The organism is Pseudomonas sp. CH235, from assembly GCF_004368175.1.
In the GTDB taxonomy this organism is placed as follows: domain Bacteria; phylum Pseudomonadota; class Gammaproteobacteria; order Pseudomonadales; family Pseudomonadaceae; genus Aquipseudomonas; species Aquipseudomonas paraglycinae.
Genome location: NZ_RRZJ01000011.1, coordinates 1 through 21,650, shown reverse-complemented (window position 1 = coordinate 21,650; position 21,650 = coordinate 1). Strand labels below are relative to the sequence as shown.

At 59.8% G+C, this 21,650-nt stretch carries 23 protein-coding genes; 12 read left to right on the top strand and 11 right to left on the bottom strand.

Translation table 11 applies throughout. From position 1 onward, the window contains the following. The 3 genes from rpe to trpE all read left to right on the top strand — a co-directional run bounded on the left by rpe (position 1) and on the right by trpE (position 3,040). Positions 1–675, top strand: coding sequence for a ribulose-phosphate 3-epimerase (gene rpe / locus EIY71_RS13895; RefSeq protein ID WP_007918813.1), 675 nt, complete (start codon positions 1–3; stop codon positions 673–675). After that, positions 672–1,490, top strand: coding sequence for a phosphoglycolate phosphatase (locus EIY71_RS13890; RefSeq protein ID WP_129972171.1), 819 nt, complete (start codon positions 672–674; stop codon positions 1,488–1,490). The genes rpe and EIY71_RS13890 overlap by 4 nt, the downstream gene beginning before the upstream one ends. Before the next feature lie 71 nt (positions 1,491–1,561). Beyond that, a complete protein-coding gene (trpE, locus tag EIY71_RS13885) occupies positions 1,562–3,040 on the top strand; it encodes an anthranilate synthase component I (protein ID WP_039768096.1) in 1,479 nt (492 codons plus the stop codon). Between the two features lie 70 nt (positions 3,041–3,110). On the opposite strand, the gene estP is transcribed toward trpE, so the two are convergent. Then, entirely contained in the window at positions 3,111–5,021 is a 1,911-nt protein-coding gene (estP, locus tag EIY71_RS13880; protein ID WP_129972170.1) for an esterase EstP, read from the bottom strand. Between the two features lie 403 nt (positions 5,022–5,424). Between estP and EIY71_RS13875 the strand changes: the two genes are divergently transcribed. From EIY71_RS13875 to EIY71_RS13860, 4 genes are all read left to right on the top strand, one after another. After that, positions 5,425–6,018 carry an aminodeoxychorismate/anthranilate synthase component II gene (locus EIY71_RS13875; protein ID WP_007956309.1) on the top strand — a complete coding sequence of 198 codons (594 nt, stop codon included), beginning with the start codon at positions 5,425–5,427 and terminating at the stop codon, positions 6,016–6,018. Positions 6,019–6,027: 9 nt separating this feature from the next. Next, the gene (gene trpD, locus EIY71_RS13870) at positions 6,028–7,077 is read left to right on the top strand and encodes an anthranilate phosphoribosyltransferase (RefSeq protein WP_039768098.1); all 1,050 of its coding nucleotides are present in this window, start codon (positions 6,028–6,030) and stop codon (positions 7,075–7,077) included. Beyond that, positions 7,074–7,910: an indole-3-glycerol phosphate synthase TrpC gene (gene trpC, locus EIY71_RS13865; protein ID WP_007956311.1), complete on the top strand. Its 837-nt coding sequence runs from the start codon at positions 7,074–7,076 to the stop codon at positions 7,908–7,910. The genes trpD and trpC overlap by 4 nt, the downstream gene beginning before the upstream one ends. A 96-nt stretch (positions 7,911–8,006) precedes the next feature. After that, a complete protein-coding gene (locus tag EIY71_RS13860; RefSeq protein ID WP_085746576.1) occupies positions 8,007–8,705 on the top strand; it encodes a lipoate--protein ligase family protein in 699 nt (232 codons plus the stop codon). 10 nt (positions 8,706–8,715) lie between these two features. Here the strand turns inward: EIY71_RS13860 and crp are convergent, their stop codons facing one another. After that, complete coding sequence (crp, locus tag EIY71_RS13855; protein ID WP_007956313.1) at positions 8,716–9,360, bottom strand: cAMP-activated global transcriptional regulator CRP; 645 nt, start codon at positions 9,358–9,360, stop codon at positions 8,716–8,718. A gap of 236 nt (positions 9,361–9,596) precedes the next feature. On the opposite strand from crp, the gene EIY71_RS13850 reads away from it, so the two are divergent. Beyond that, positions 9,597–10,019, top strand: coding sequence for an OsmC family protein (locus EIY71_RS13850; RefSeq protein WP_003228794.1), 423 nt, complete (start codon positions 9,597–9,599; stop codon positions 10,017–10,019). A 237-nt stretch (positions 10,020–10,256) separates the two neighbouring features. Continuing rightward, positions 10,257–11,051, top strand: a complete 795-nt coding sequence (gene speD / locus EIY71_RS13845) for an adenosylmethionine decarboxylase (RefSeq protein WP_007956315.1) — start codon at positions 10,257–10,259, stop codon at positions 11,049–11,051. 62 nt (positions 11,052–11,113) lie between these two features. On the opposite strand, the gene coq7 is transcribed toward speD, so the two are convergent. The 6 genes from coq7 to hemJ form a co-directional block, all read right to left on the bottom strand. Beyond that, a complete protein-coding gene (coq7, locus tag EIY71_RS13840; protein ID WP_007956317.1) occupies positions 11,114–11,761 on the bottom strand; it encodes a 2-polyprenyl-3-methyl-6-methoxy-1,4-benzoquinone monooxygenase in 648 nt (215 codons plus the stop codon). Between the two features lie 107 nt (positions 11,762–11,868). Further along, positions 11,869–12,207, bottom strand: a complete 339-nt coding sequence (locus tag EIY71_RS13835) for a histidine triad nucleotide-binding protein (protein WP_007956318.1) — start codon at positions 12,205–12,207, stop codon at positions 11,869–11,871. An 80-nt stretch (positions 12,208–12,287) separates the two neighbouring features. Next, on the bottom strand, positions 12,288–13,076 hold the full coding sequence (locus EIY71_RS13830) for an SDR family oxidoreductase (RefSeq protein ID WP_007956321.1): 789 nt from the start codon (positions 13,074–13,076) through the stop codon (positions 12,288–12,290). Between the two features lie 61 nt (positions 13,077–13,137). Continuing rightward, on the bottom strand, positions 13,138–14,088 hold the full coding sequence (locus tag EIY71_RS13825; RefSeq protein WP_085746575.1) for a DUF805 domain-containing protein: 951 nt from the start codon (positions 14,086–14,088) through the stop codon (positions 13,138–13,140). A 70-nt stretch (positions 14,089–14,158) separates the two neighbouring features. Beyond that, positions 14,159–15,127 carry a nitronate monooxygenase family protein gene (locus EIY71_RS13820; protein WP_085646872.1) on the bottom strand — a complete coding sequence of 323 codons (969 nt, stop codon included), beginning with the start codon at positions 15,125–15,127 and terminating at the stop codon, positions 14,159–14,161. A gap of 33 nt (positions 15,128–15,160) precedes the next feature. Then, positions 15,161–15,589, bottom strand: a complete 429-nt coding sequence (gene hemJ, locus EIY71_RS13815) for a protoporphyrinogen oxidase HemJ (RefSeq protein ID WP_007956328.1) — start codon at positions 15,587–15,589, stop codon at positions 15,161–15,163. 135 nt (positions 15,590–15,724) lie between these two features. Here hemJ and argC point away from each other — a divergent pair, with 135 nt between their 5' ends. Both argC and erpA read left to right on the top strand, forming a co-directional pair. After that, positions 15,725–16,759, top strand: coding sequence for an N-acetyl-gamma-glutamyl-phosphate reductase (argC, locus tag EIY71_RS13810; RefSeq protein WP_085609104.1), 1,035 nt, complete (start codon positions 15,725–15,727; stop codon positions 16,757–16,759). 168 nt (positions 16,760–16,927) lie between these two features. Next, on the top strand, positions 16,928–17,278 hold the full coding sequence (gene erpA, locus EIY71_RS13805; protein WP_003228776.1) for an iron-sulfur cluster insertion protein ErpA: 351 nt from the start codon (positions 16,928–16,930) through the stop codon (positions 17,276–17,278). 72 nt (positions 17,279–17,350) lie between these two features. Here erpA and EIY71_RS13800 read toward each other — a convergent pair whose 3' ends face one another. Together EIY71_RS13800 and EIY71_RS13795 are read right to left on the bottom strand one after the other, a co-directional pair. Continuing rightward, positions 17,351–18,442 (bottom strand): anhydro-N-acetylmuramic acid kinase, encoded by a 1,092-nt coding sequence (locus tag EIY71_RS13800; protein WP_134022021.1) that lies wholly within the window; start codon positions 18,440–18,442, stop codon positions 17,351–17,353. A gap of 3 nt (positions 18,443–18,445) precedes the next feature. After that, the gene (locus EIY71_RS13795; protein ID WP_085688419.1) at positions 18,446–19,870 is read right to left on the bottom strand and encodes a peptidoglycan DD-metalloendopeptidase family protein; all 1,425 of its coding nucleotides are present in this window, start codon (positions 19,868–19,870) and stop codon (positions 18,446–18,448) included. Positions 19,871–20,080: 210 nt separating this feature from the next. On the opposite strand from EIY71_RS13795, the gene tyrS reads away from it, so the two are divergent. Next, positions 20,081–21,280: a tyrosine--tRNA ligase gene (gene tyrS, locus EIY71_RS13785; RefSeq protein WP_011336180.1), complete on the top strand. Its 1,200-nt coding sequence runs from the start codon at positions 20,081–20,083 to the stop codon at positions 21,278–21,280. 122 nt (positions 21,281–21,402) lie between these two features. Here tyrS and EIY71_RS28680 read toward each other — a convergent pair. Then, the coding region (locus EIY71_RS28680) for a hypothetical protein (protein WP_134022019.1) at positions 21,403–21,650 on the bottom strand (248 nt) is incomplete at its 5' end.

The window sequence follows — 21,650 nt, the reverse complement described above, 5'->3', positions numbered from 1 at the left end:
ATGCAGCCCTTCGTTATTGCTCCGTCGATTCTCTCCGCCGACTTCGCCCGCCTGGGCGAGGAAGTGGACAACGTTCTGGCCGCCGGTGCCGACTTCGTCCACTTCGATGTCATGGACAACCACTACGTACCGAACCTGACCATCGGCCCGATGGTCTGCGCCGCACTGCGCAAGTACGGCGTGACCGCGCCGATCGACGCGCACCTGATGGTCAGCCCGGTGGATCGCATTGTCGGCGACTTCATCGAGGCCGGTGCCACCTACATCACCTTCCACCCGGAAGCCACGCTGCACGTCGATCGTTCGCTGCAACTGATCCGTGAAGGCGGCTGCAAATCCGGCCTGGTGTTCAACCCGGCGACCCCGCTGGACGTGCTCAAGTACGTGATCGACAAAGTCGACATGGTCTTGCTGATGAGCGTCAACCCGGGCTTCGGCGGGCAGAAGTTCATCCCCGGCACCCTCGACAAGCTGCGCGAAGCGCGGGCGATCATCGATGCTTCGGGCCGTGACATCCGCCTGGAAATCGACGGCGGCGTCAACGTCAACAACATCCGTGAAATCGCTGCCGCCGGCGCCGACACCTTTGTGGCCGGCTCGGCGATCTTCAACGCGCCGAACTATCAGGAAGTCATCGACAAGATGCGTTCCGAACTGGCGCTGGCTCGCCCATGAGCGGTTTTGAGCAGCTGTTCCCGGGGCAACTGCCGCGGTTGGTGATGTTCGATCTGGATGGCACGCTGATCGATTCGGTACCCGACCTGGCGGCGGCGGTGGATAACATGCTGCTCACCCTCGGGCGCAAGCCTGCCGGTATCGAGTCGGTTCGCGAGTGGGTCGGCAACGGTGCGCCGGTGCTGGTGCGCCGCGCCTTGGCCGGCGGCATCGATCATTCTTCCGTGGATGACGTCGAAGCCGAGCACGCGCTGGAAGTTTTCATGGAGGCCTACGGCGCCAGCCATGAGCTGACCGTGGTCTATCCCGGCGTGCGCGACACCCTCAAATGGCTGCACAAGCAGGGCGTGGCCATGGCGCTGATCACCAACAAGCCGGAGCGCTTCGTTGCGCCGCTGCTGGATCAGATGAAGATCGGCCGCTACTTCAAGTGGATCATCGGCGGCGACACCCTGCCGCAGAAGAAGCCCGATCCGGCGGCGCTGTTCTTCGTCATGAAGATGTCCGGTATCCCGGCCTCGCAATCGCTGTTCGTCGGCGATTCGCGCAGCGACGTGCTGGCGGCGAAAGCGGCGGGCGTCAAATGCGTTGGGCTCAGTTATGGCTACAACCATGGCCGACCGATTGCCGAGGAATCCCCGGCGCTGGTGATCGACGATCTGCGCAAGCTAATTCCCGGTTGCCTGGATACGGCCGCTGAGATAACGTTGCCCGACGCTTCTCAATCCCCTTCTGGAAACGCCATCGTGGTGGTCACCCGCAAACTCTGGATGAAAGTCATCAAGGCCCTGGCCCGCTGGCGTTGGCGCGCCTGACTTGTTCCTGGCCGGCCTGCCGGCGCGTTTGCACACCTGACTGATTTGCCCCTCACACCACGAGGCACCCTATGATCCGCGAAGAATTCCTGCGTCTGGCCGCTGACGGCTATAACCGCATCCCGCTGGCCTGCGAAACCCTGGCCGACTTCGACACTCCGCTGTCGATCTACCTGAAACTGGCCGACCAGCCCAACTCCTACCTGCTCGAATCGGTGCAGGGCGGCGAGAAATGGGGCCGTTACTCGATCATCGGCCTGCCGTGCCGCACCGTGCTGCGAGTTCACGATCATCACGTGAGCATCACCGTCGATGGTGTCGAAACTGAAAGCCATGACGTTGAAGACCCGCTGGCCTTCGTCGAAACCTTCAAGGCCCGCTACAACGTGCCGACCATTGCCGGTCTGCCGCGCTTCAACGGCGGTCTGGTGGGTTACTTCGGTTACGACTGTGTGCGCTATGTAGAGAAGCGCCTCGGCAAATGCCCGAACCCGGATCCGCTGGGCGTGCCGGACATTCTGCTGATGGTTTCCGATGCGGTGGTGGTGTTCGACAACCTCGCCGGCAAGATGCACGCAATCGTGCTGGCCGACCCGGCGCAGGCCGATGCCTACGAGCAGGGCCAGGCGCAATTGCAGGAGTTGCTGGAAAAACTGCGTCAGCCGATCACCCCGCGCCGTGGCCTGGATTTCAGCAAGCAGCAGGCGGCCGAGCCGGTGTTCCGCTCCAGTTTCACCCAGGATGACTACGAAAAAGCCGTCGACACCATCAAGGAATACATCCTCGCCGGTGACTGCATGCAGGTCGTGCCGTCCCAGCGCATGTCGATCGACTTCAAGGCGGCGCCGATCGATCTGTACCGCGCACTGCGTTGCTTCAACCCGACGCCGTACATGTACTTTTTCAACTTCGGCGACTTCCATGTTGTCGGCAGTTCGCCGGAAGTGCTGGTGCGGGTCGAAGACAACCTGATCACCGTGCGCCCGATTGCCGGCACCCGCCCTCGCGGGGCCACCGAAGAGGCGGACGTGGCGCTGGAAGAGGACCTGCTGTCCGACGACAAGGAGATCGCCGAGCACCTGATGCTGATCGACCTCGGTCGCAACGACACCGGGCGCGTTTCGGAAATCGGCTCGGTGAAACTTACCGAGAAGATGGTCATCGAGCGTTATTCCAACGTGATGCACATCGTGTCCAACGTCACCGGTCAGTTGAAAGCCGGGCTGACGGCGATGGACGCACTGCGGGCGATCCTGCCGGCGGGCACTTTGTCGGGCGCGCCGAAGATCCGTGCGATGGAAATCATCGACGAGCTGGAGCCGGTCAAACGTGGCGTGTATGGCGGGGCGGTCGGTTACTTCGCCTGGAACGGCAACATGGACACCGCGATTGCGATCCGTACCGCCGTGATCAAGAACGGCGAGCTGCACGTGCAGGCCGGTGGCGGCATCGTCGCCGACTCGGTGCCGGCGCTGGAATGGGAAGAAACCATCAACAAACGCCGGGCGATGTTCCGCGCTGTTGCGCTCGCCGAGCAAACCCCGGACTGAGTGATTGATGCTTCAGCTATAAAAAAAACGCGGCGCCTGTGAGGGCGCCGCGTTTTTTATGGCCTGCGAATCAGAAGTCGAGCGCTACGCCGACGTTGATCCCTTGCTGGGTGAAGTCGTCATCCTTGCGGATGTCGTAGCTCGCGCGCAATGCCAGATCCTTGGTGAGGTTGTGGCTCACGCCGAGGTTCAGGCGGTTCAGGTTGGTTTGAGGGGCGTAGCCGGCCAGGGTATAGCGGTTGTTCGGCAGGCTGTTGAGGTTCATCGTCACATTCTGGGTGTCGTCATTGTACTCGCGCTCATGAGCCAGTTCGCCGAACACCTGGGTCTGCGAGGTGATCTGGTACTTGCCCTGGATCCCGAGACCGAGACGGCGGGAGATGCGCGACTGGTCATCGAACGTCAGCGCGGTGGAGTCGGCGCCGTTTTCCGAGTAACCATCGACTTCAACCTTGGCAAAGTCAGCACTGACGAATGGCGACAGGTGCCATGGGCTGCTCGCTTCTGGCGCAATGTCGTAACCCACGCGTCCGCTGAAGGCCAGAACATAGCCGTCGGTATCGCCTTTCTCGCCGCGTTCGTTGACTCCCAGCTGGAATTTGCGTTTGAGGCTGTCGTAATCCAGATGCCCGGCGGTTACGGCGGCGTCACCCCACCAGCGGTTCTGCTGGTACTGGGCGAATGCGGTGCCCAGATAAGTGTTCAGCTTGTAGTCCGAATCGTTGTCGCCGGCCTCGAGTTTCTGATTGTAGAAACCGGCCGCCACACCCACGCGCCAGGCATCGTTGAGGCGATAGCTGCCGCCGATGTTCAGGTTGTAACCGTTGCCGTCGGCGCTGGCGCCGCTGCGCTGGCTGTCGAAGTCCTGTTGCTGGCCGCCGCCGGCGACAATCGCCCGCCATTGGCCAACGGCCTGCCAGTTTTCCCAATCCGCCAGCCACTGGTTGCGCAGTTCATCCTGATGCGAGCGCAGGGTGCCTTGAGCCATTTGCGGCAACAGGGTCGCTTCCCATGGTGCGGCCAGCAGCGAGTAGGCGTAATCGGCAATCAGGCGCTGCCCGGCTTCGGTCGGGTGGACGGCGTCGTTGTAGATCAGCTTGGTCGGATCCGGGGTGGCGCTGTTGATGCCATACCGGGCGTTTTCCGTGCAGCTGTTGCCGCTGAAGCAGGTGCCGACCAGATTCTGGTCGGTCGCCAGGCCGAACTGCGCCGGATTGGCGAATGCCTCTTTGAGCAGAACCGGGACGTTCAGTGGGATGACGTTGGCATTGACGCTCTGCAACTGGCTGACCAGTTCGGTGTTGAACTGGGCGCTGAGTTGCGAGGTGAAGGCTTGTAGCGGCGAGCCGTTGATGGCCGGAGTCAGGCCGATGTCCGGCAACAGCCAGACCATAATGTAGCGGGCGCCGGCGCCTTGCAGCGTGCGGACGCTGTCGACCAGTCGATCGGCGGCGGCATTAGCCTGCGGAAGACTGGTGACGCGGCCCTGTAGGAAATCGTTACCGCCCCCGGTCAGGTAATACAGGGCATTCGGGTCCGCGCGGAAGCCGTTCGATGGCAGGTAACCGGCGCGGGTGCGTTCGCCGGTGGCGGACTGGCTGGTGATCGAGTCGAGAATCTGGTCGGTGCGGTAGCCGCCGACAGCCCAGTTGTTACCGTCCGGCTGGCCTTGGCCGGCACGAACTGCCGAGGACGAGGAGGCGGTTTGATCCGGTGTGAAACCGAGTCGGCCACCGAGCAGTTGCGTCGAGTTCAGCGAGCGGAGTTCACCGCTGCCGTCCAGATACACCGGGCCGGTGCGGTTGGTGTAGCGCTGCGTGGCGCCGGCCGGGCCGCCGCTGTCAGTGAAAGTCCCGGCATCGCTCAGGCTGTCGCCGAAAACCACGAAATTCGAATAAGGATTGGGTGCGGCGTTCGCCTGGGCGCAGGCCATCGCGAGCAGGCATCCGGCGAGCGGTACAAACAACGTCTGTTTGATCATGAGCAAGTCCGTTTATTTATTGTTGTAGTGAACGAAACGACAGTACCAAAAACTTCCGGCGTTTTGCCATCGGTCGTCAACCCTCCCATTGTTTTATCCCCCACGGCCCCGGCCATATTGCACGCTCCGCCCAGCTAAGTTACTGTGCCGAAACGTATGAACGAGACCTTCCCCGTGTTGATCACCAGCAAACTTCTGGATCAAGTCATCAAGGCACACGCCCGCTGGCGTTGGCGCGCCTGAATCTTTTCTGCCGGCCCCGCCGGATCTGTATCGCTTTGCCTTCCTTGCCCGTATGAAATGCCGCTGTGCCGATGCGACCTGCGCGTCCGACCGTGTGCAGCGCCCTGGCAAGTCATCCGAAGGCTGTCTTCAAGTCAGAATTCAAGAGGTTCGAAACGCCATGTTGCTGATGATCGACAACTACGACTCCTTTACTTACAACGTTGTGCAATACCTCGGCGAGCTGGGTGCCGAGGTCAAGGTGGTGCGCAACGACGAACTGACCATTGCCGAAATCGAAGCGCTCAACCCTGAGCGGATCGTCGTATCCCCTGGCCCGTGCACACCGACCGAAGCCGGCATCTCCATCGAAGCCATCAAGCACTTCGCCGGCAAACTGCCGATTCTCGGGGTCTGCCTCGGTCACCAGTCCATCGGCCAGGCTTTTGGCGGCGATGTCGTCCGCGCCCGGCAAGTGATGCACGGTAAGACTAGCCCGGTATTCCACGAGGACAAGGGCGTGTTTGCCGGTCTGAACCGTCCGCTGACCGTCACCCGCTATCATTCCCTGATCGTCAAGCACGAAACGTTGCCCGATTGCCTGGAGCTGACGGCGTGGACCCAGCACGATGACGGTTCGGTCGACGAAATCATGGGCCTGCGTCACAAGACCCTGAACATCGAGGGCGTACAGTTCCACCCGGAATCGATCCTCACCGAACAGGGCCATGAACTGTTTGCCAACTTCCTCAAACAAACCGGCGGCACGCGCTAAGGACTTTCCATGAATATCAAGACAGCCCTGAGCCGTATCGTCGATCACCTCGACCTCAGCACCGATGAAATGCGCGACGTGATGCGCGAAATCATGACCGGCCAATGCACTGACGCGCAGATTGGCGCGTTCATGATGGCCATGCGCATGAAGAGCGAGAGCATCGACGAGATCGTCGGCGCCGTGTCGGTGATGCGCGAGCTGGCGGACAAGGTCGAACTCAAGACCCTCGACGGCGTGGTCGATGTGGTCGGCACCGGCGGTGACGGGGCGAATATTTTCAACGTGTCGACCGCGTCTTCCTTCGTGGTCGCCGCGGCTGGCTGCACCGTGGCCAAGCACGGTAACCGCGCGGTGTCGGGTAAGAGCGGCAGCGCCGATTTGCTGGAAGCCGCCGGCATCTACCTCAACCTGACTCCGGTTCAGGTGGCGCGCTGCATCGACAACGTCGGCATCGGCTTCATGTTCGCCCAGACTCACCACAAAGCCATGAAATACGCCGCCGGCCCGCGTCGCGATCTCGGCCTGCGTACCTTGTTCAACATGCTCGGCCCGCTTACGAATCCGGCCGGTGTGAAACATCAGGTGGTGGGCGTGTTCACCCCGGCGCTGTGCCGGCCGTTGGCTGAAGTCTTGCAGCGTCTGGGCAGCAAGCACGTGCTGGTGGTGCATTCGAAGGACGGTCTGGACGAATTCAGTCTGGCGGCGCCGACGTTTGTCGCCGAGCTGAAGGACGATCAGATCACCGAATATTGGGTCGAGCCGGAAGATCTGGGCATGAAGAGCCAGAGCCTGCACGGCCTGTCGGTCGAAGGCCCGGAAGCGTCGCTGGCGCTGATCCGCGATGCACTGGGCAAGCGCAAGACCGAGAACGGTCAGAAGGCTGCCGAAATGATCGTGCTCAATGCCGGTGCGGCGCTGTACGCCGCCGACCTAGCGACAAGTTTGAAAGAGGGCGTGGCACTGGCCCACGACGCTCTGCACACCGGTCTTGCTCGGGAGAAACTCGAGGAGTTGGGTGCCTTTACCGCGGTATTCAAAGTGGAGAATGAGGGATGAGTGTACCGACGGTTCTGGAAAACATTCTGGCCCGCAAGGTTCAGGAAGTCGCCGAGCGTAGCGCTCGTGTGAGCCTGAGCGAGCTGGAAAGTCTGGCCAAGGCGGCCGATGCACCCCGTGGTTTTGCCCAGGCATTGCTGGCGCAGGCCAAGAAGAAACAACCGGCAGTGATCGCCGAAATCAAGAAAGCGTCGCCGAGCAAGGGCGTGATCCGCGAGAACTTCGTTCCTGCCGACATCGCCAAAAGCTACGAGAAGGGCGGGGCGACCTGCCTGTCGGTGCTGACCGACATCGACTACTTCCAGGGCGCCGATGCCTACCTGCAACAGGCCCGCGCGGCCTGCTCGCTGCCGGTGATCCGCAAGGACTTCATGATCGATCCGTACCAGATCGTCGAAGCCCGTGCGCTGGGCGCCGATTGTGTGTTGTTGATCGTCTCCGCACTGGATGACGTGAAAATGGCCGAACTGGCGTCGGTCGCCAAAGACGTCGGCCTCGATGTGCTGGTGGAAGTGCACGACGGCGATGAGCTGGAGCGCGCGCTGAAAACCCTCGACACGCCGCTGGTCGGGGTCAACAACCGCAATCTGCACACTTTTGACGTCAGCCTGGAAACCACCCTCGACCTGCTGCCGCGCATTCCGCGCGATCGTCTGGTGATCACCGAGAGCGGGATCCTCAACCGTGCCGATGTCGAACTGATGGAAATCAGCGACGTTTACGCGTTCCTGGTCGGCGAAGCATTCATGCGCGCCGAAAGCCCGGGCATCGAACTGCAGCGTCTGTTTTTCCCGGAGCGCGGCGTTCCGGTGAGCGGTTCGACCCTCGACTGATCGAGTCTTCGCAGGCGCCCGTTCCCCTGTGGGAGCGGGCTTGCCCGCGAAGGCGGCATAAGATTCACCTCAGACTCAACGTCCTATGGAAACCTTATGATCCCCACATCCCTGACCATCGAAGCCGGCCTGCAAGCCGAACAGCATCTGCTGGCCTCGGTCTGCGCTGGTGATGCCGAATTTGGCTTGCTGTTCTGGCAGCCCAGCGACCGCGCTTTGGTCATGCCACGTCGTTTGAACCGCTTGCCCGGATTCGATCACGCCTGCGAAACCTCCGCTGCTGCCGGCTGGCCGGTGTTGCTGCGTGAGACCGGCGGCGAACCTGTTCCGCAATCGGCGTCGACCATCAATATTGCGCTTGTCTACGCACCGCCTCGCAGCGAAGGCGATCTGAACCGCATCGAAACCGGTTACCGGCGGCTGTGCGATCCGATCTGTGAGTTGCTGGATGAGTTGGGTGGCACTTCGTCGCTGGGTGAAATCGACGGTGCGTTCTGCGACGGTCGCTTCAACGTCAATCTCGACGGTCGCAAGATGGTCGGCACCGCCCAACGCTGGCGCCAGAGTCAGGGTGGTCAGCGACCGGTGGGGTTGGTGCACGGTGCGATGCTGGTGGAAGACGAACGTGAGTCGATGGTTGCGGCGGTCAATCGATTTAATGAAGCGTGTGGCCTGGAGCAACGGGTACGTGCCGCCAGCCACATCGCTCTGCATGAGAAATTCCCGGCGCCCCATGCACTGGCGCGTCTCGATGAACTCTTTCGTTTGATGCTGGCGCAGATCTACGCCGGTTGAGCTTTGGAACTCAGCGGGTGCCGAAGACCACCATGGTCTTGCCTTTCACATCCACCAGGTTGCGTTCCTCAAGATCCTTGAGCACGCGACCGACCATCTCTCGTGAACAACCGACAATCCGGCCGATTTCCTGACGGGTCACCTTGATCTGCATGCCGTCCGGGTGAGTCATCGCGTCCGGTTGTTTGCACAGCTCCAGCAAACAGCGAGCGACACGGCCGGTGACGTCGAAGAACGCCAGGTCGCCGACCTTGCGTGTGGTGTTGCGCAGACGTTGTGCGATTTGTCCGCTGAGGACGTAAAGAATGTCTGGATCCTGCTGCGACAGTTCGCGGAACTTGGTGTAGCTGATTTCCGCGACTTCGCATTCAACCTTGGCCCGCACCCAGGCGCTGCGCTGTTGCTCCTGGCCGGCTTCTTCGAAAAGACCCAACTCGCCGAAGAAGTCCCCGGCATTCAGGTAGGCGATGATCATCTCGCGGCCGTCGTCGTCCTCGATCAGGATCGTGACCGAGCCGCGGATGATGAAGTACAGCGTGTCGGAGCGATCCCCGGCGCAGATGATGTTGCTCTTGGCCGCGTGACGGCGGCGCTGGCAATGCATCAGCAGCTTGTCGAGGTTCTTGATTTTGGGTGTGGGGGTAATACCAACCATGGTTGTATCCCGAAAAGACTGCACGGTTATATTTGGTTTTTATATGAGGCGCTGAGGCGGTCGCTACACAGTCTGGCGAAGGCGCCAGTGAATTGGCGCCAGCTTACCAGACACTTCGTCGAAATTTCGAGAAATCGCCTACGTCAAAGGTGCATTCGTCCCAGGAACGTGCTCGCTGTCCGGGCAGGGCCCTGTGCTAAGCTGGCGACCCTTTTTTCTACAGTGGAGTCTTGACGATGAAGGCACGCATCCAATGGGCTGGCGAAGCCATGTTCCTCGGCGAATCCGGCAGCGGTCATGTCGTGGTCATGGACGGTCCGCCGGACGCCGGTGGTCGTAACCTGGGTGTCCGCCCGATGGAAATGCTCCTGCTGGGTGTTGGTGGTTGCAGCAACTTCGACGTGGTCAGCATTTTGAAGAAGTCCCGTCAGGCCGTTGAAAGCTGCGAAGCCTTTCTGGAAGCCGAGCGCGCGACCGAAGATCCGAAAGTGTTCACCAAGATCCACATGCACTTCGTGGTCAAGGGTCGTGGTCTGAAAGAAGCCCAGGTCAAACGCGCCATCGAACTGTCTGCCGAGAAGTATTGCTCGGCCTCGATCATGCTCGGCGCAGCTGGCGTAGCGATCACCCACGACTACGAAATCGTTGAACTCGGCTGAGCCGACATTCAACTATCATAAAAGCAGTGCAGACTCTGGCGATCCCCCGCTGACGTCTGCATAATGCGCCACTTTTTTCAGGGCCGTGATCAGTCAACCGACGGGTCATCCGCCTGAACAGATAACCAAAATCGCCATCGCGAAGAGGTGTTAACCGTCCTACGCAGGTGCGTTGTTCGCACTTGACGGGCATGCTTGATCACGCGGCCGTGCCGCATACATAGAGAGTTTTTAACGGTGAAAAGCAAACTCAAGCTCCACGGGTTCAATAACCTGACAAAGACCTTGAGCTTCAACATCTATGACATCTGCTACGCGGAAACCCCGCAAGACCAGCAGGCTTACGTCGAGTACATCAATCAAGAGTACAACGCCGAACGCCTGACGCAGATCCTCACGGAAGTTGTCGAAATCATTGGTGCCAACATTCTGAACATTGCGAGTCAGAACTATGAGCCTCAGGGTGCCAGCGTCACGATTCTGATCTCGGAAGAGCCGGTGACCCCGACCGAAAGCCAGATCGAAGAATCCCCGGGCCCGTTGCCCGAAATCATCCTGGCCCACCTCGACAAGAGCCACATCACGGTGCACACCTACCCGGAAATCCATCCGGACGCCGGTATTGCGACTTTCCGTGTGGACATCGATGTGTCGACCTGTGGTGTCATTTCACCGCTCAAAGCGCTCAACTTCCTCATTCACCAGTTCGATTCGGACATCGTGACCGTGGATTACCGTGTGCGCGGCTTCACCCGTGACGTTGAAGGCAACAAGCATTTCATCGATCACGAGATCAACTCGATCCAGAACTACCTCTCCGAAGACACCCGCGACGCGTACCAGATGACCGACGTGAACGTGTATCAGGAAAACCTGTTCCACACCAAAATGCTGCTGAAGAACTTCGAACTGGACAACTACCTGTTCGGCGATGCCACCAGCAATCTGTCTTCCGAGCAACGTGCTCAGGTGACCGAGCGTGTGAAACACGAAATGCTGGAAATCTTCTACGCGCGCAATATGCCGAGCTAAGAAATCCGGGCACAAAAAAAAGGCGACTGCTTTGCGGCAGTCGCCTTTTTTGTGGGCGTTTTTCAGATCCGGTAAGTGCTCTTGGTCATCACTTTGGCCAACAGGCTCATGCCGAACTTCACCGGCGCCGGGAAGCGGAAGCCGCCGGCCTCCAGTGCGCTTTCCGCGTGATGTTCTTCATCGATACGCATCTGCTCCAGAATCGCCCGGGATTTTTCGTCCTCGGCCGGCAGTTGCTCCAGATGCTCGTTCAGATGCTTGCACACCTGATGCTCGGTGGCGGCAACAAATCCGAGGCTGACCTTGTCGCTGATCAGCCCGGCGACTGCGCCGATGCCGAACGACATACCGTAGAACAGTGGGTTGAGCACGCTGGTGTGGCTGCCCAGCTGGTGAATGCGCTGTTCGCACCAGACCAGATGATCGATCTCTTCTTCGGCCGCATGCTCCATGGCCTCGCGCACCTGCGGCAGCTTGGCGGTCAGCGCCTGGCCCTGATACAGCGCCTGCGCGCAGACTTCACCGGTGTGGTTGATGCGCATCAGGCCGGCGACATGGCGGGTGTCTTCATCGCTCATCTGCACATCGGGCTGCACGATTGCCGGCGACGGACGGTACGGCTGGCCGCTGAAGGGCAGCAAGGTACGCATCGCGGCATCGGCTTGCAGCAGAAGACGATCAATGGGCGAGTAGTGACGTTGGGTAGTCATGCTGACCTCCGGGAAGAATCTCGGCGGCCAGTTTAACCGAATCGGCCGGGGAAGGTTTGCGCTGGGTCATGTGGGAGCAGGGCGCTCCCACCGATCTGCGGGTTCAATCAGCCCGGCGGCCAGTTCATCTGGCGTTGACCGAGTACGTGCATGTGAATGTGGTAGACCGTCTGCCCGCCCATTTCATTGCAGTTCATCACCACCCGGAAGCCTTCCTCGCAACCCAGTTCCAGCGCCAGACGCTGGGCGGTGAACAGGATATGCCCGGCCAGTGCCTTGTCGTCTTCGGTCAGGTCGTTGAGGGTACGCACCGGTTTCTTCGGGATCACCAGAAAATGCACCGGTGCCTGTGGGGCGATGTCGTGGAACGCCAGAACCTGGTCGTCCTCGTAGATGATCTTCGCCGGAATTTCCCGGTTGATGATCTTGGTGAACAGAGTATCCACAGCTGTTTTCTCCGTTGTGTGAGCTGGGCTGAGTGTACCCACGGAGGATCACCACGCCCAGCCATTTGCCTGTCGGCCCTTCAGCGAGGGCAGTAAGCTTTGTTGACCATGCCGACGATGGTGCGGTTGAGCCAGCGCGAACCGAGCCGAGGCAGAAAGGCGAACCAGCGGTTTCGGCGTCCGGGAATGATGATCGCGCGGTTTTTCTCCAGGGCGCGCACGGTATACAGCGCGACCTCCTCGGGACTCATCAGCAGTTTGCTGGCGTTGAGTTTGTCGTTGTTCAGTTGTGCGGTTCTGAAGAACGCGGTGCGGGTCGGGCCGGGGCAGAGCACCGACACCTTGACCGCACACTTCTTCAGTTCCACCCGCAGTGCTTCCGAGAAATGCAGTACATACGCCTTGCTGGCGTAGTAGGTGCTCATCCACGGCCCGGGGTTGAAGGCTGCCACCGACGCGACGTTGAGAATCTGCCCGCCGCCCTGCAACGCCATGCTGTTGCCGATGGCATGGCAAAGGCGGGTAAGGGCGAGGATGTTCACTTCGATCAGGTCCTGTTCGGTCATCCAGTCCTGGGCCAGGAACGGGCCGCAAGTACCGATGCCGGCGCAATTGACCAGCAGATCGATTTGGCGATCGCCTTCTTCAAGCTCCAGCAGAAAACCGGACAGGCGCAGCGGCTCGCCAAGATCACAGGCGCGGAACAGCACTTCCACGCCGAAGCGCTGGGTCAGTTCAATCGCAATGCTTTCCAGCTGATCACGCTGGCGAGCCACCAGAATCAGGCTGCGGCCACGGCGCGCCAGGGCTTCGGCCATGGCCAGGCCAATGCCGCTGGAGGCGCCGGTGATCAGAGCGTAACGGGTCATGCAAATCTCCATCGCAACAGCGCCGCGCCGTGGACGCAGGTGTCACGGCGGGGAGCGTTGTTCATTCTTTCGCAGAGTCTACAGGGGCGAGGGTGGCTTCGGCTGCATCGTCTGCCGAATTCGCGGTGGGCTCGACTTCCACATCGATTTCATCGGTGGTCACCGAGCCGCTCTCGTAGCTGCTTTCAAGACTGCTTTCGTATTCCTGCTGGATGGCGGTAATCCCGCCCAGCATGCCGCCCATGAAAAACAGCCCGATAAACACGATCCACAAAGAGCACAGCACTTTGACTGCCGTGCTGTTCGGCGGAGGCGGTGGGCCATAGCGATTGGCGCCGGTATTGCCCGGCACGACCATGATCACCAGCGGGAAGAAGCTCCCCACGAACGGCACCAGCGTCAGCAGCCAGAGCCAACCCGACCAGCCGATATCGTGCAGGCGCTGAATGCTGAACAGGATCCCGACGATCGCGAAGGCCAGAAACAGGAAGAAGGCGAGGAGACCGCCGATGATCAGGCCGGTCGTCGAGTCGGCGCTCACCAGGCCCAGACCGATCAGCGCGAACACGCTGACGATTGGCAGGGCTACCAGGCTCAACACCATCGACCATGCCAAGTAACGCAAGCGGCCGATCCGGCCTTCAACGCTGAACGGTTTGAGAGGTGCGAATGCCGGCAGGTTTTCACCGACGACGGCGCGAGGCGGCGCATAAGGCGAGTCAGGCTCCGCAACGGCGGCGCTTTGTTCGTGGACATCCGACAGGTTCAGTTCGATGGGTGTTTCCGTTTCGATCCGGGCATCGATCCCGGTCTTGCCCAGCGCTTGCAGGTAGGTCTGCGCATCGCTGTGGGACAGATCACGCTTGAGCGCGACGGTGCGGCCATTGAACAGGCGCTCGATGGCGGCGACATCGCTTTTGAACAGGTCGGCCAGGTTGAGCTTGGCCGTGGTGATATCGACGCCGGGCTGGAGCGCGCCGTCGAAAACGATCTTGTAACGGGGTTCGCTCATGGCCGAGGCATCCTTGTCGCGAGATAAATTGAGTCTAAGGCCAGTCAGACAGCGACTGGACGGGTTTCATTCAACGTGGCCAGCGTTTCGGCAATTGTGCTGCGTGCTCCAGGGCCTGGCGGTATTCGGCATCGAGACGCGCCACCAGTTGATCCACGCTTGGCAGATCGTCGATCTGGCCTACGCCCTGACCCGCCGACCACACGGTTTTCCAGGCCTTGGCTTCGTCGTTGATCGGCTTGAGCTTGTCGCCGAAATTCACTTCGCCCTTGCCTTGCAGGGCGGCCATGTCGAAACCGGCGGCCTCCAGGCTTTGGCGCATGAAACTGGCCGGTACACCGGACACGGCAGGAGTATGAATGATGTCGGCGGCTTTGGCAGTCAGCAGCATCTCCTTGTAAGCGTCAGGCGCATGACTTTCAGTGGTGCCGATAAATCGCGTGCCGAAGTAGGCCAGATCCGCGCCGAGCAGTTGTGCGGCGAGAATCTCATGCCCATGGTTCAAACATCCTGCAAGCAACAGGGTCTTGTCGAAGAACTCGCGGATTTCGGCGATCAGCGAAAACGGACTCCAGGTGCCGGCGTGTCCACCGGCACCGGCTGCGACGGCGATCAAGCCATCGACACCAGCCTCGGCGGCTTTCTCGGCATGGCGACGGGTCGTTACGTCATGGAAGACCAGGCCGCCGTAACTGTGCACGGCGTCTACCAGTTCCTTCACGGCACCGAGACTGGTGATGACGATGGGGACTTTGTGCTCGACGCAGATGTCCAGGTCAGCCTGCAGGCGCGGGTTGCTGTGGTGGACGATCAGGTTCACCGCGTACGGCGCCGGGTTCTCCAATGTCGCCAGCCCCGCTTCGATCTGCTCCAGCCAGGCCTTGAACCCGCTGCTTTCGCGTTGGTTCAGCGCCGGGAAGCTGCCAACCACGCCGTTGCGACAGCACGCCAGCACCAGTTCAGGATTGGAGATAAGGAACATCGGCGCCGCCACTACGGGCAGGCGCAGACGTTGTTCGAGCAGAGCGGGCAGCGACATCGGAAGTACCCCGGAAAGTTGTATTTGTTGAAGTTAGAACGGCTTGACCACGACCAGAATTACGATAGCCAGCAATATCAGAACCGGCACTTCATTGAACCAGCGATAAAAGACATGGCTGCGGGTGTTCTCGCCACGGGCGAAACGTTTTACCTGCGCGCCGCACATGTGGTGGTAACCGATCAACAGCACGACCAGGGTCAATTTGGCGTGGATCCAGCCACCGCTGCTGAAGATGCTCGGGTTCAGGTAGATCAGCCAGCCGCCGAAGATCAGCGCGGCGATCATCGCCGGGCCCATGATGCCGCGATAGAGCTTGCGCTCCATGATGCTGAAGCGTTCCTTGCTGATCGTGTCTTCACTTTGCGCGTGATAAACGAACAGTCGCGGAAGATAGAAGAGGCCGGCAAACCAGCACACGATGCTGACGATATGCAGCGCTTTGATCCACAGATAGAGCATTTTGGGTTATTCCCTGATTCACGGTAGGCCCGATAGTAGAGGCTTGAGCGTCCGCACGTCACCTTGGCGGTTGTCGCAGGCGCGCGCGGCCCCTATTATCGACGGCTTTCCAGTGGGTTCGTTGAGGGCAGGTTTATGGTCAAGGTCGGTATCGTCGGCGGCACGGGTTACACCGGTGTCGAACTGCTGCGTCTGTTGGCACAGCATCCGCAGGCAGAAGTGGTAGTGATCACTTCCCGATCCGAGGCCGGTCTGGCCGTGGCTGATATGTACCCGAACCTGCGCGGTCACTACGACGGTCTGGCATTCAGCGTGCCGGACATCAAGACGCTGGGCGCTTGCGACGTGGTGTTCTTCGCCACTCCGCACGGCGTTGCCCACGCACTGGCAGGCGAATTGCTGGCGGCCGGCACCAAGGTCATCGACCTGTCGGCAGACTTCCGTCTGCAGGACGCCGATGAGTGGGCCAAGTGGTACGGCCAGCCGCACGGCGCGCCGGAGTTGCTGGACGAGGCGGTTTACGGTCTGCCGGAAGTCAATCGTGAGCAGATCAGGAAAGCACGTCTGATCGCGGTGCCGGGTTGCTACCCGACCGCGACGCAGCTGGGTTTCCTGCCGTTGCTTGAAGCGGGTATTGCCGACGCTTCGCACCTGATCGCCGACTGCAAGTCCGGTGTCAGCGGTGCCGGTCGTGGCGCTGCCGTAGGCTCGCTGTACTCCGAGACGTCGGAAAGCATGAAGGCTTATGCGGTGAAAGGTCACCGTCATCTGCCGGAAATTCGCCAGGGACTGCGTCGTGCCGCAGGCAAGGATGTCGGTCTGACTTTTGTGCCGCACCTGACGCCGATGATCCGTGGCATTCACTCCACGCTCTACGCGACCGTGGTGGATCGCTCGGTGGATCTGCAGGCGTTGTTCGAGAAGCGTTATGCCAATGAGCCGTTCGTCGACGTGATGCCGGCTGGTAGCCATCCAGAAACCCGCAGTGTGCGTGGCGCCAACGTCTGCCGCATCGCGGTTCACCGCCCGCAGGATGGTGATCTGGTGGTAGTGCTCTCGGTGATCGACAACCTGGTCAAGGGCGCGTCGGGTCAGGCGGTGCAGAACATGAACATCCTGTTCGGTCTGGATGAGCGTTTTGGTCTGTCCCACGCGGGCATGCTGCCGTAACGACTGATCTTGCTTGGCAAAAAGGCCCGTTTGACGGGCCTTTTTGCATTCTGGTCGGCTGATCAGCTTTATTGATATACCGTAACAATAGTTGACCGATTTTCTAGGACAAGCGGATAATGCGCGTCATCACGCATTATGGCGGCGTAACGCCGGGAGAAAGTCAGCATGAGCGTCGAATCCTTCACCCCCACGGCTTTGCAATTCACTCAAGGTGCCGCGCACAAGGTGAAGAGCCTGGTCGATGAAGAGGGGAATGATCGCTTGAAGCTGCGCGTATTCGTTACGGGCGGCGGTTGTTCAGGGTTTCAGTACGGCTTCACCTTCGATGAAGATGTGGCCGAGGACGACACCATCGTCGAGCGCGAAGGCGTCAGTCTGGTGGTCGATCCGATGAGCTTCCAGTACCTGGCAGGTGCCGAGGTGGATTATCAGGAAGGTCTGGAAGGTTCGCGTTTCGTGATCAAGAACCCGAATGCCACCACCACTTGTGGTTGCGGCTCCTCGTTTTCGATCTGAACGCGCTTCACCGAACACAATAAAACGCCGCAGAACCTCACGGTTCTGCGGCGTTTTGTTATCTGCGATTTGTCAGTTGGGGTAGATGGCGCCGAGTACGCGCAAGCCTTTGGCGCCGGTGACGCTCGGGCGATTGGCGGCGATGCCTTCCAGACAGCAGTGGGCCAGCCAGGCGAAGGCCATGGCCTCGACCCAGTCCGGATCGACGCCGTGGGTCGCGGTACTGGCGACTTTGGCATTCGGCAGCAGCCCGGCCAGGCGTTTCATTAGTGTGGCGTTGTGGGCGCCGCCCCCGCAGACCAGAAGCTCTTCGGTATTCGATTGAGCGCCTTGCAGCGATTCGACGATGGTCAGCGCCGTCAGTTCGAGCAGTGTCGCCTGTACGTTTTCGGGTGCGAAACCTGGCAGACGCGACAGTTGCTGCTCCAGCCAGGGCAGGTTGAAGACTTCGCGGCCGGTGCTCTTCGGGCCTTGGGTCACGAAAAACGGATCGCTGAGCAGGGCTTTCAGCAGGGTAGGCTCAACCTTCCCGCTGGCTGCCCACTGCCCGTTTCGGTCGAAGTTCTCGCCCCGTTGCTGATGAATCCAGGCGTCCATCAGCACATTCCCCGGCCCGCAGTCGAAACCGGCTACAGGCTTGTTCGGCTCAATCAGACTGAGATTGCTGAAACCGCCGACATTCAAGACCGCGCGGTTGCCGGTACGCTCTTCGAATAACGCTTCATGGAAGGCCGGAACCAAAGGGGCGCCCTGGCCGCCAGCGGCCACATCGCGACTGCGGAAATCGCTGACGACGGTGATACCGGTCAGTTCAGTGAGCAGGGCGGGGTTGCCGATCTGTACGGTGAAACCACGCGCCGGCTCGTGGCGAATAGTCTGGCCGTGGCTGCCGATCGCGCGAATGGCTTCAGGCTTGAGCTGTTGCCGTTCGAGGAGGGTATGGATCCCTTGCGCGGCGAGCTTCACCCAGTTCTGCTGGGCAATCGCCGAACGGGCGATCTCGTCAGGGCCGCTGGCGCACAAGCCAAGCAGCTCGGCGCGCAGGGTTTCAGGCATGGGGATGTAGTGCGTGGCGATCAGGTTGATCGCCGAGGATTGCTCGATCAGGGCGATGTCCAGCCCGTCGAGACTGGTGCCGGACATCACTCCGATATAAAGAGCCATGGCTTAACGCTTGCTCGAAGCCAGCATGGTGGCTTTTTCCTGGTCCATGCGAGCCATCAACGGCTGGCTCTGTGCCAGGAAGCGGGCGCGTTCGGATTTGGCGATCGGGTCGGCCATCGGCAGCTTCTGGCCCAGTGGATCGACGTGGACACCGTTGACCTGGAACTCATAGTGCAGGTGCGGGCCGGTGGACAGGCCGGTGGTGCCGATGTAACCGATCACTTGGCCCTGTTTGACGGTGCCGCCGGTCTTCACGCCCTTGGCGAAGCCCTGCATGTGGCCATACAGCGTACGGTAAGTGTTGCCGTGCTGGATGATCACGGTGTTGCCGTAACCGCCGCGACGGCCGGCCAGCAGCACTTTGCCGTCGCCGGCAGCCTTGATCGGCGTACCGCGTGGGGCGGCGTAGTCGACGCCTTTGTGGGCGCGGATCTTGTTGAGGATCGGGTGTTTGCGGCCCATGGAGAATTTCGAGCTGATGCGGGCGAAGTCCACCGGTGTACGGATGAATGCCTTGCGCATGCTGTTGCCATCGGCGGTGTAGTAGCTGCTGTTGCCCTGCTTGTTGGTGTAACGCACGGCGGTGTAAGTCTTGCCGCGGTTGGTGAAGCGGGCGGACAGGATCGGACCGTTGCCAACGGCTTTGCCATTGACCACTTTCTGCTCATAGATGACATCGAACTCGTCGCCCTGACGGATATCCTGAGCGAAGTCGACGTCGTAGCCAAACACGCTGGCCATATCCATGGTCAGGCTGTGGGACAGGCCTGCGCGGGCGGCGGACTGCGACAGCGAGCTGTTGATCACACCGTGCACGTAGGCGGTGCGAACAGTCGGTTTGGCGGTAACGCGGTTGAACACATAACCCTTGTCGTTCTTGGTCAGGGTGATGGTTTCAACGTCGCTGACCTTGCTGTGCAGGTTGGTCAGCTGGCCTTGTGGGTTCAATTCGAATTCGAGTTTCTGGCCATGTTTGAGCTGGCTGAACTGCTTGGCTTGTTTGTCGCTGGCCAGCACTTCATGCACGGCCGCGGCCGGGAGACCGACTTTCTCGAACAGTGTAGAAAGCGTATCGCCCTTGGAGACGATCACTTCCCTGTGATTTGGGGCCTTCTTTTCTTCAGCTACCGGTGTCGGCGCTGGTGCGGCCTGAGCGGTTTCCTGCGTTTCTTCGGCGCTATTTTCGATCTGTGCGAAAGGGGAAGCTACGGACTCATTTGTGGCTTGAGCTGCGTCGGCAGCGTCTTGATCTTGTGTCAGTTGTTCAGCAGGACTTTCCAGTTCAAGGCTCAGCGTTGTCTTTTTGGCTTCAACATCACTGGATGGAAACACCAGGAGCGCCAGGCTGAGAAGGGCGGCGATCCCACTTGCGGCGAGCAGGTGGGTCTTCGGGTAAAGCGGTGGCGCTTTAGACGGTTCAGTGGTCATAAGTAATTTGGCTTTGAAAAAGATGAATTGGAAAAGATGAATGACATGATGAAGATGAAATAACTGTATAAAATATAACCAAATCATCCCTGAAGCAAGTCTGCGGACGCCCTGTCTGTGGATTGGCGTCCGTGCGCCGGGCAAAACTTGTATTTGGTGCGCGATCTTGTATGGTTGGTTCCCTTTGAATCTGAGCCTTGCGGGTCTGTTATGAAGTCGGTTGAAGAGCAGCTAGCGCTGATTAAACGTGGTGCGGAAGAACTGTTGGTCGAGTCCGAGCTGATCGAAAAGCTCAAACGTGGCCAGCCGCTGCGAATCAAGGCCGGCTTCGATCCAACTGCGCCGGATCTGCACCTTGGTCACACTGTGCTTATTAATAAGCTGCGCCAGTTCCAGGAACTGGGGCATCAGGTGATCTTCCTTATTGGTGATTTCACCGGAATGATCGGTGATCCGAGCGGCAAGAGCGCCACACGTCCTCCGTTGACCCGTGAGCAGGTTCTGGAAAACGCAGAGACCTACAAGACTCAGGTGTTCAAGATTCTTGATCCGGCGAAAACCGAAGTCGCGTTCAACTCCACCTGGATGGATCAGATGGGGCCTGCGGACTTTATTCGTCTGACTTCGCAATACACCGTTGCCCGTATGCTCGAGCGTGACGACTTCGACAAGCGCTACACCACCAATCAGCCGATCGCCATTCACGAGTTCCTCTATCCGCTGGTGCAGGGTTATGACTCGGTTGCTTTGCGCGCTGATGTGGAGCTGGGTGGTACCGATCAGAAGTTCAACCTGCTGATGGGGCGTGAGCTGCAGCGTGGTTATGGTCAGGAGGCGCAGTGCATCCTGACGATGCCGCTGCTTGAAGGTCTGGATGGCGTGAAGAAAATGTCCAAGTCGTTGGGCAACTACGTCGGTATTCAGGAAGCGCCAGGTGTCATGTATAGCAAACTGGTTTCGATTCCCGATGCGTTGATGTGGCGCTACTTCGAGTTGCTCAGCTTCCGTTCGATGGATGAGATCAATGCGTTCCGTGCTGATGTAGAGGCGGGCGCTAATCCTCGCGATATCAAGATCAAGCTGGCCGAAGAGATTGTCGCGCGCTTCCATGGTGAAGAGGCTGCGGCCAATGCTCACCGTGGCGCGGGTAACCGTATGAAGGACGGTGAGTTGCCGGATGATCTGCCAGAGGTCGAGCTGACTGCTGCCGAGGATATGCCGATTGCTGCTGTCCTTAATAAGGCAGGTCTGGTGAAGAACTCGGCAGCTGCTCGTGATCTGCTGGCTTCCGGTGGTGTACGCGTAGATGGTGAGGTGGTTGATCGCTCCTTTATATACGTACTGGGCGCGACTCACGTTTGCCAGGCCGGCAAGAAGGCTTTTGCACGGATTACGCTGAAATCTGAGTAAAGTTGAAATAAGGGGTTGACGGCGAATTCCAGAGGTCTATAATTCGCCCCACTTCCGGCGCAGTCGAAACGGAAAACTCCTTTAGATTCAATGAGTTAAGTAGGTTTCGAAAGCGGGTCGCTTCAGTTCATCGAAGCCTGGAAGCAGTTGGAAATGTCGACTTGTTCGGCGCTTTCAACGGTTCGATCTTCTCGGTCGAAAGCGGAGAAAAAGAGGTGTTGACAGCAGCGTGTAACGCTGTAGAATTCGCCTCCCGCTAACGAGAGATCGGAAGCGCAAGTGGTTGAAGTTGTTGAAGAAATCTTCGAAAGCTTCTGAAAATAATCACTTGACAGCAAATGAGGCTGCTGTAGAATGCGCGCCTCGGTTG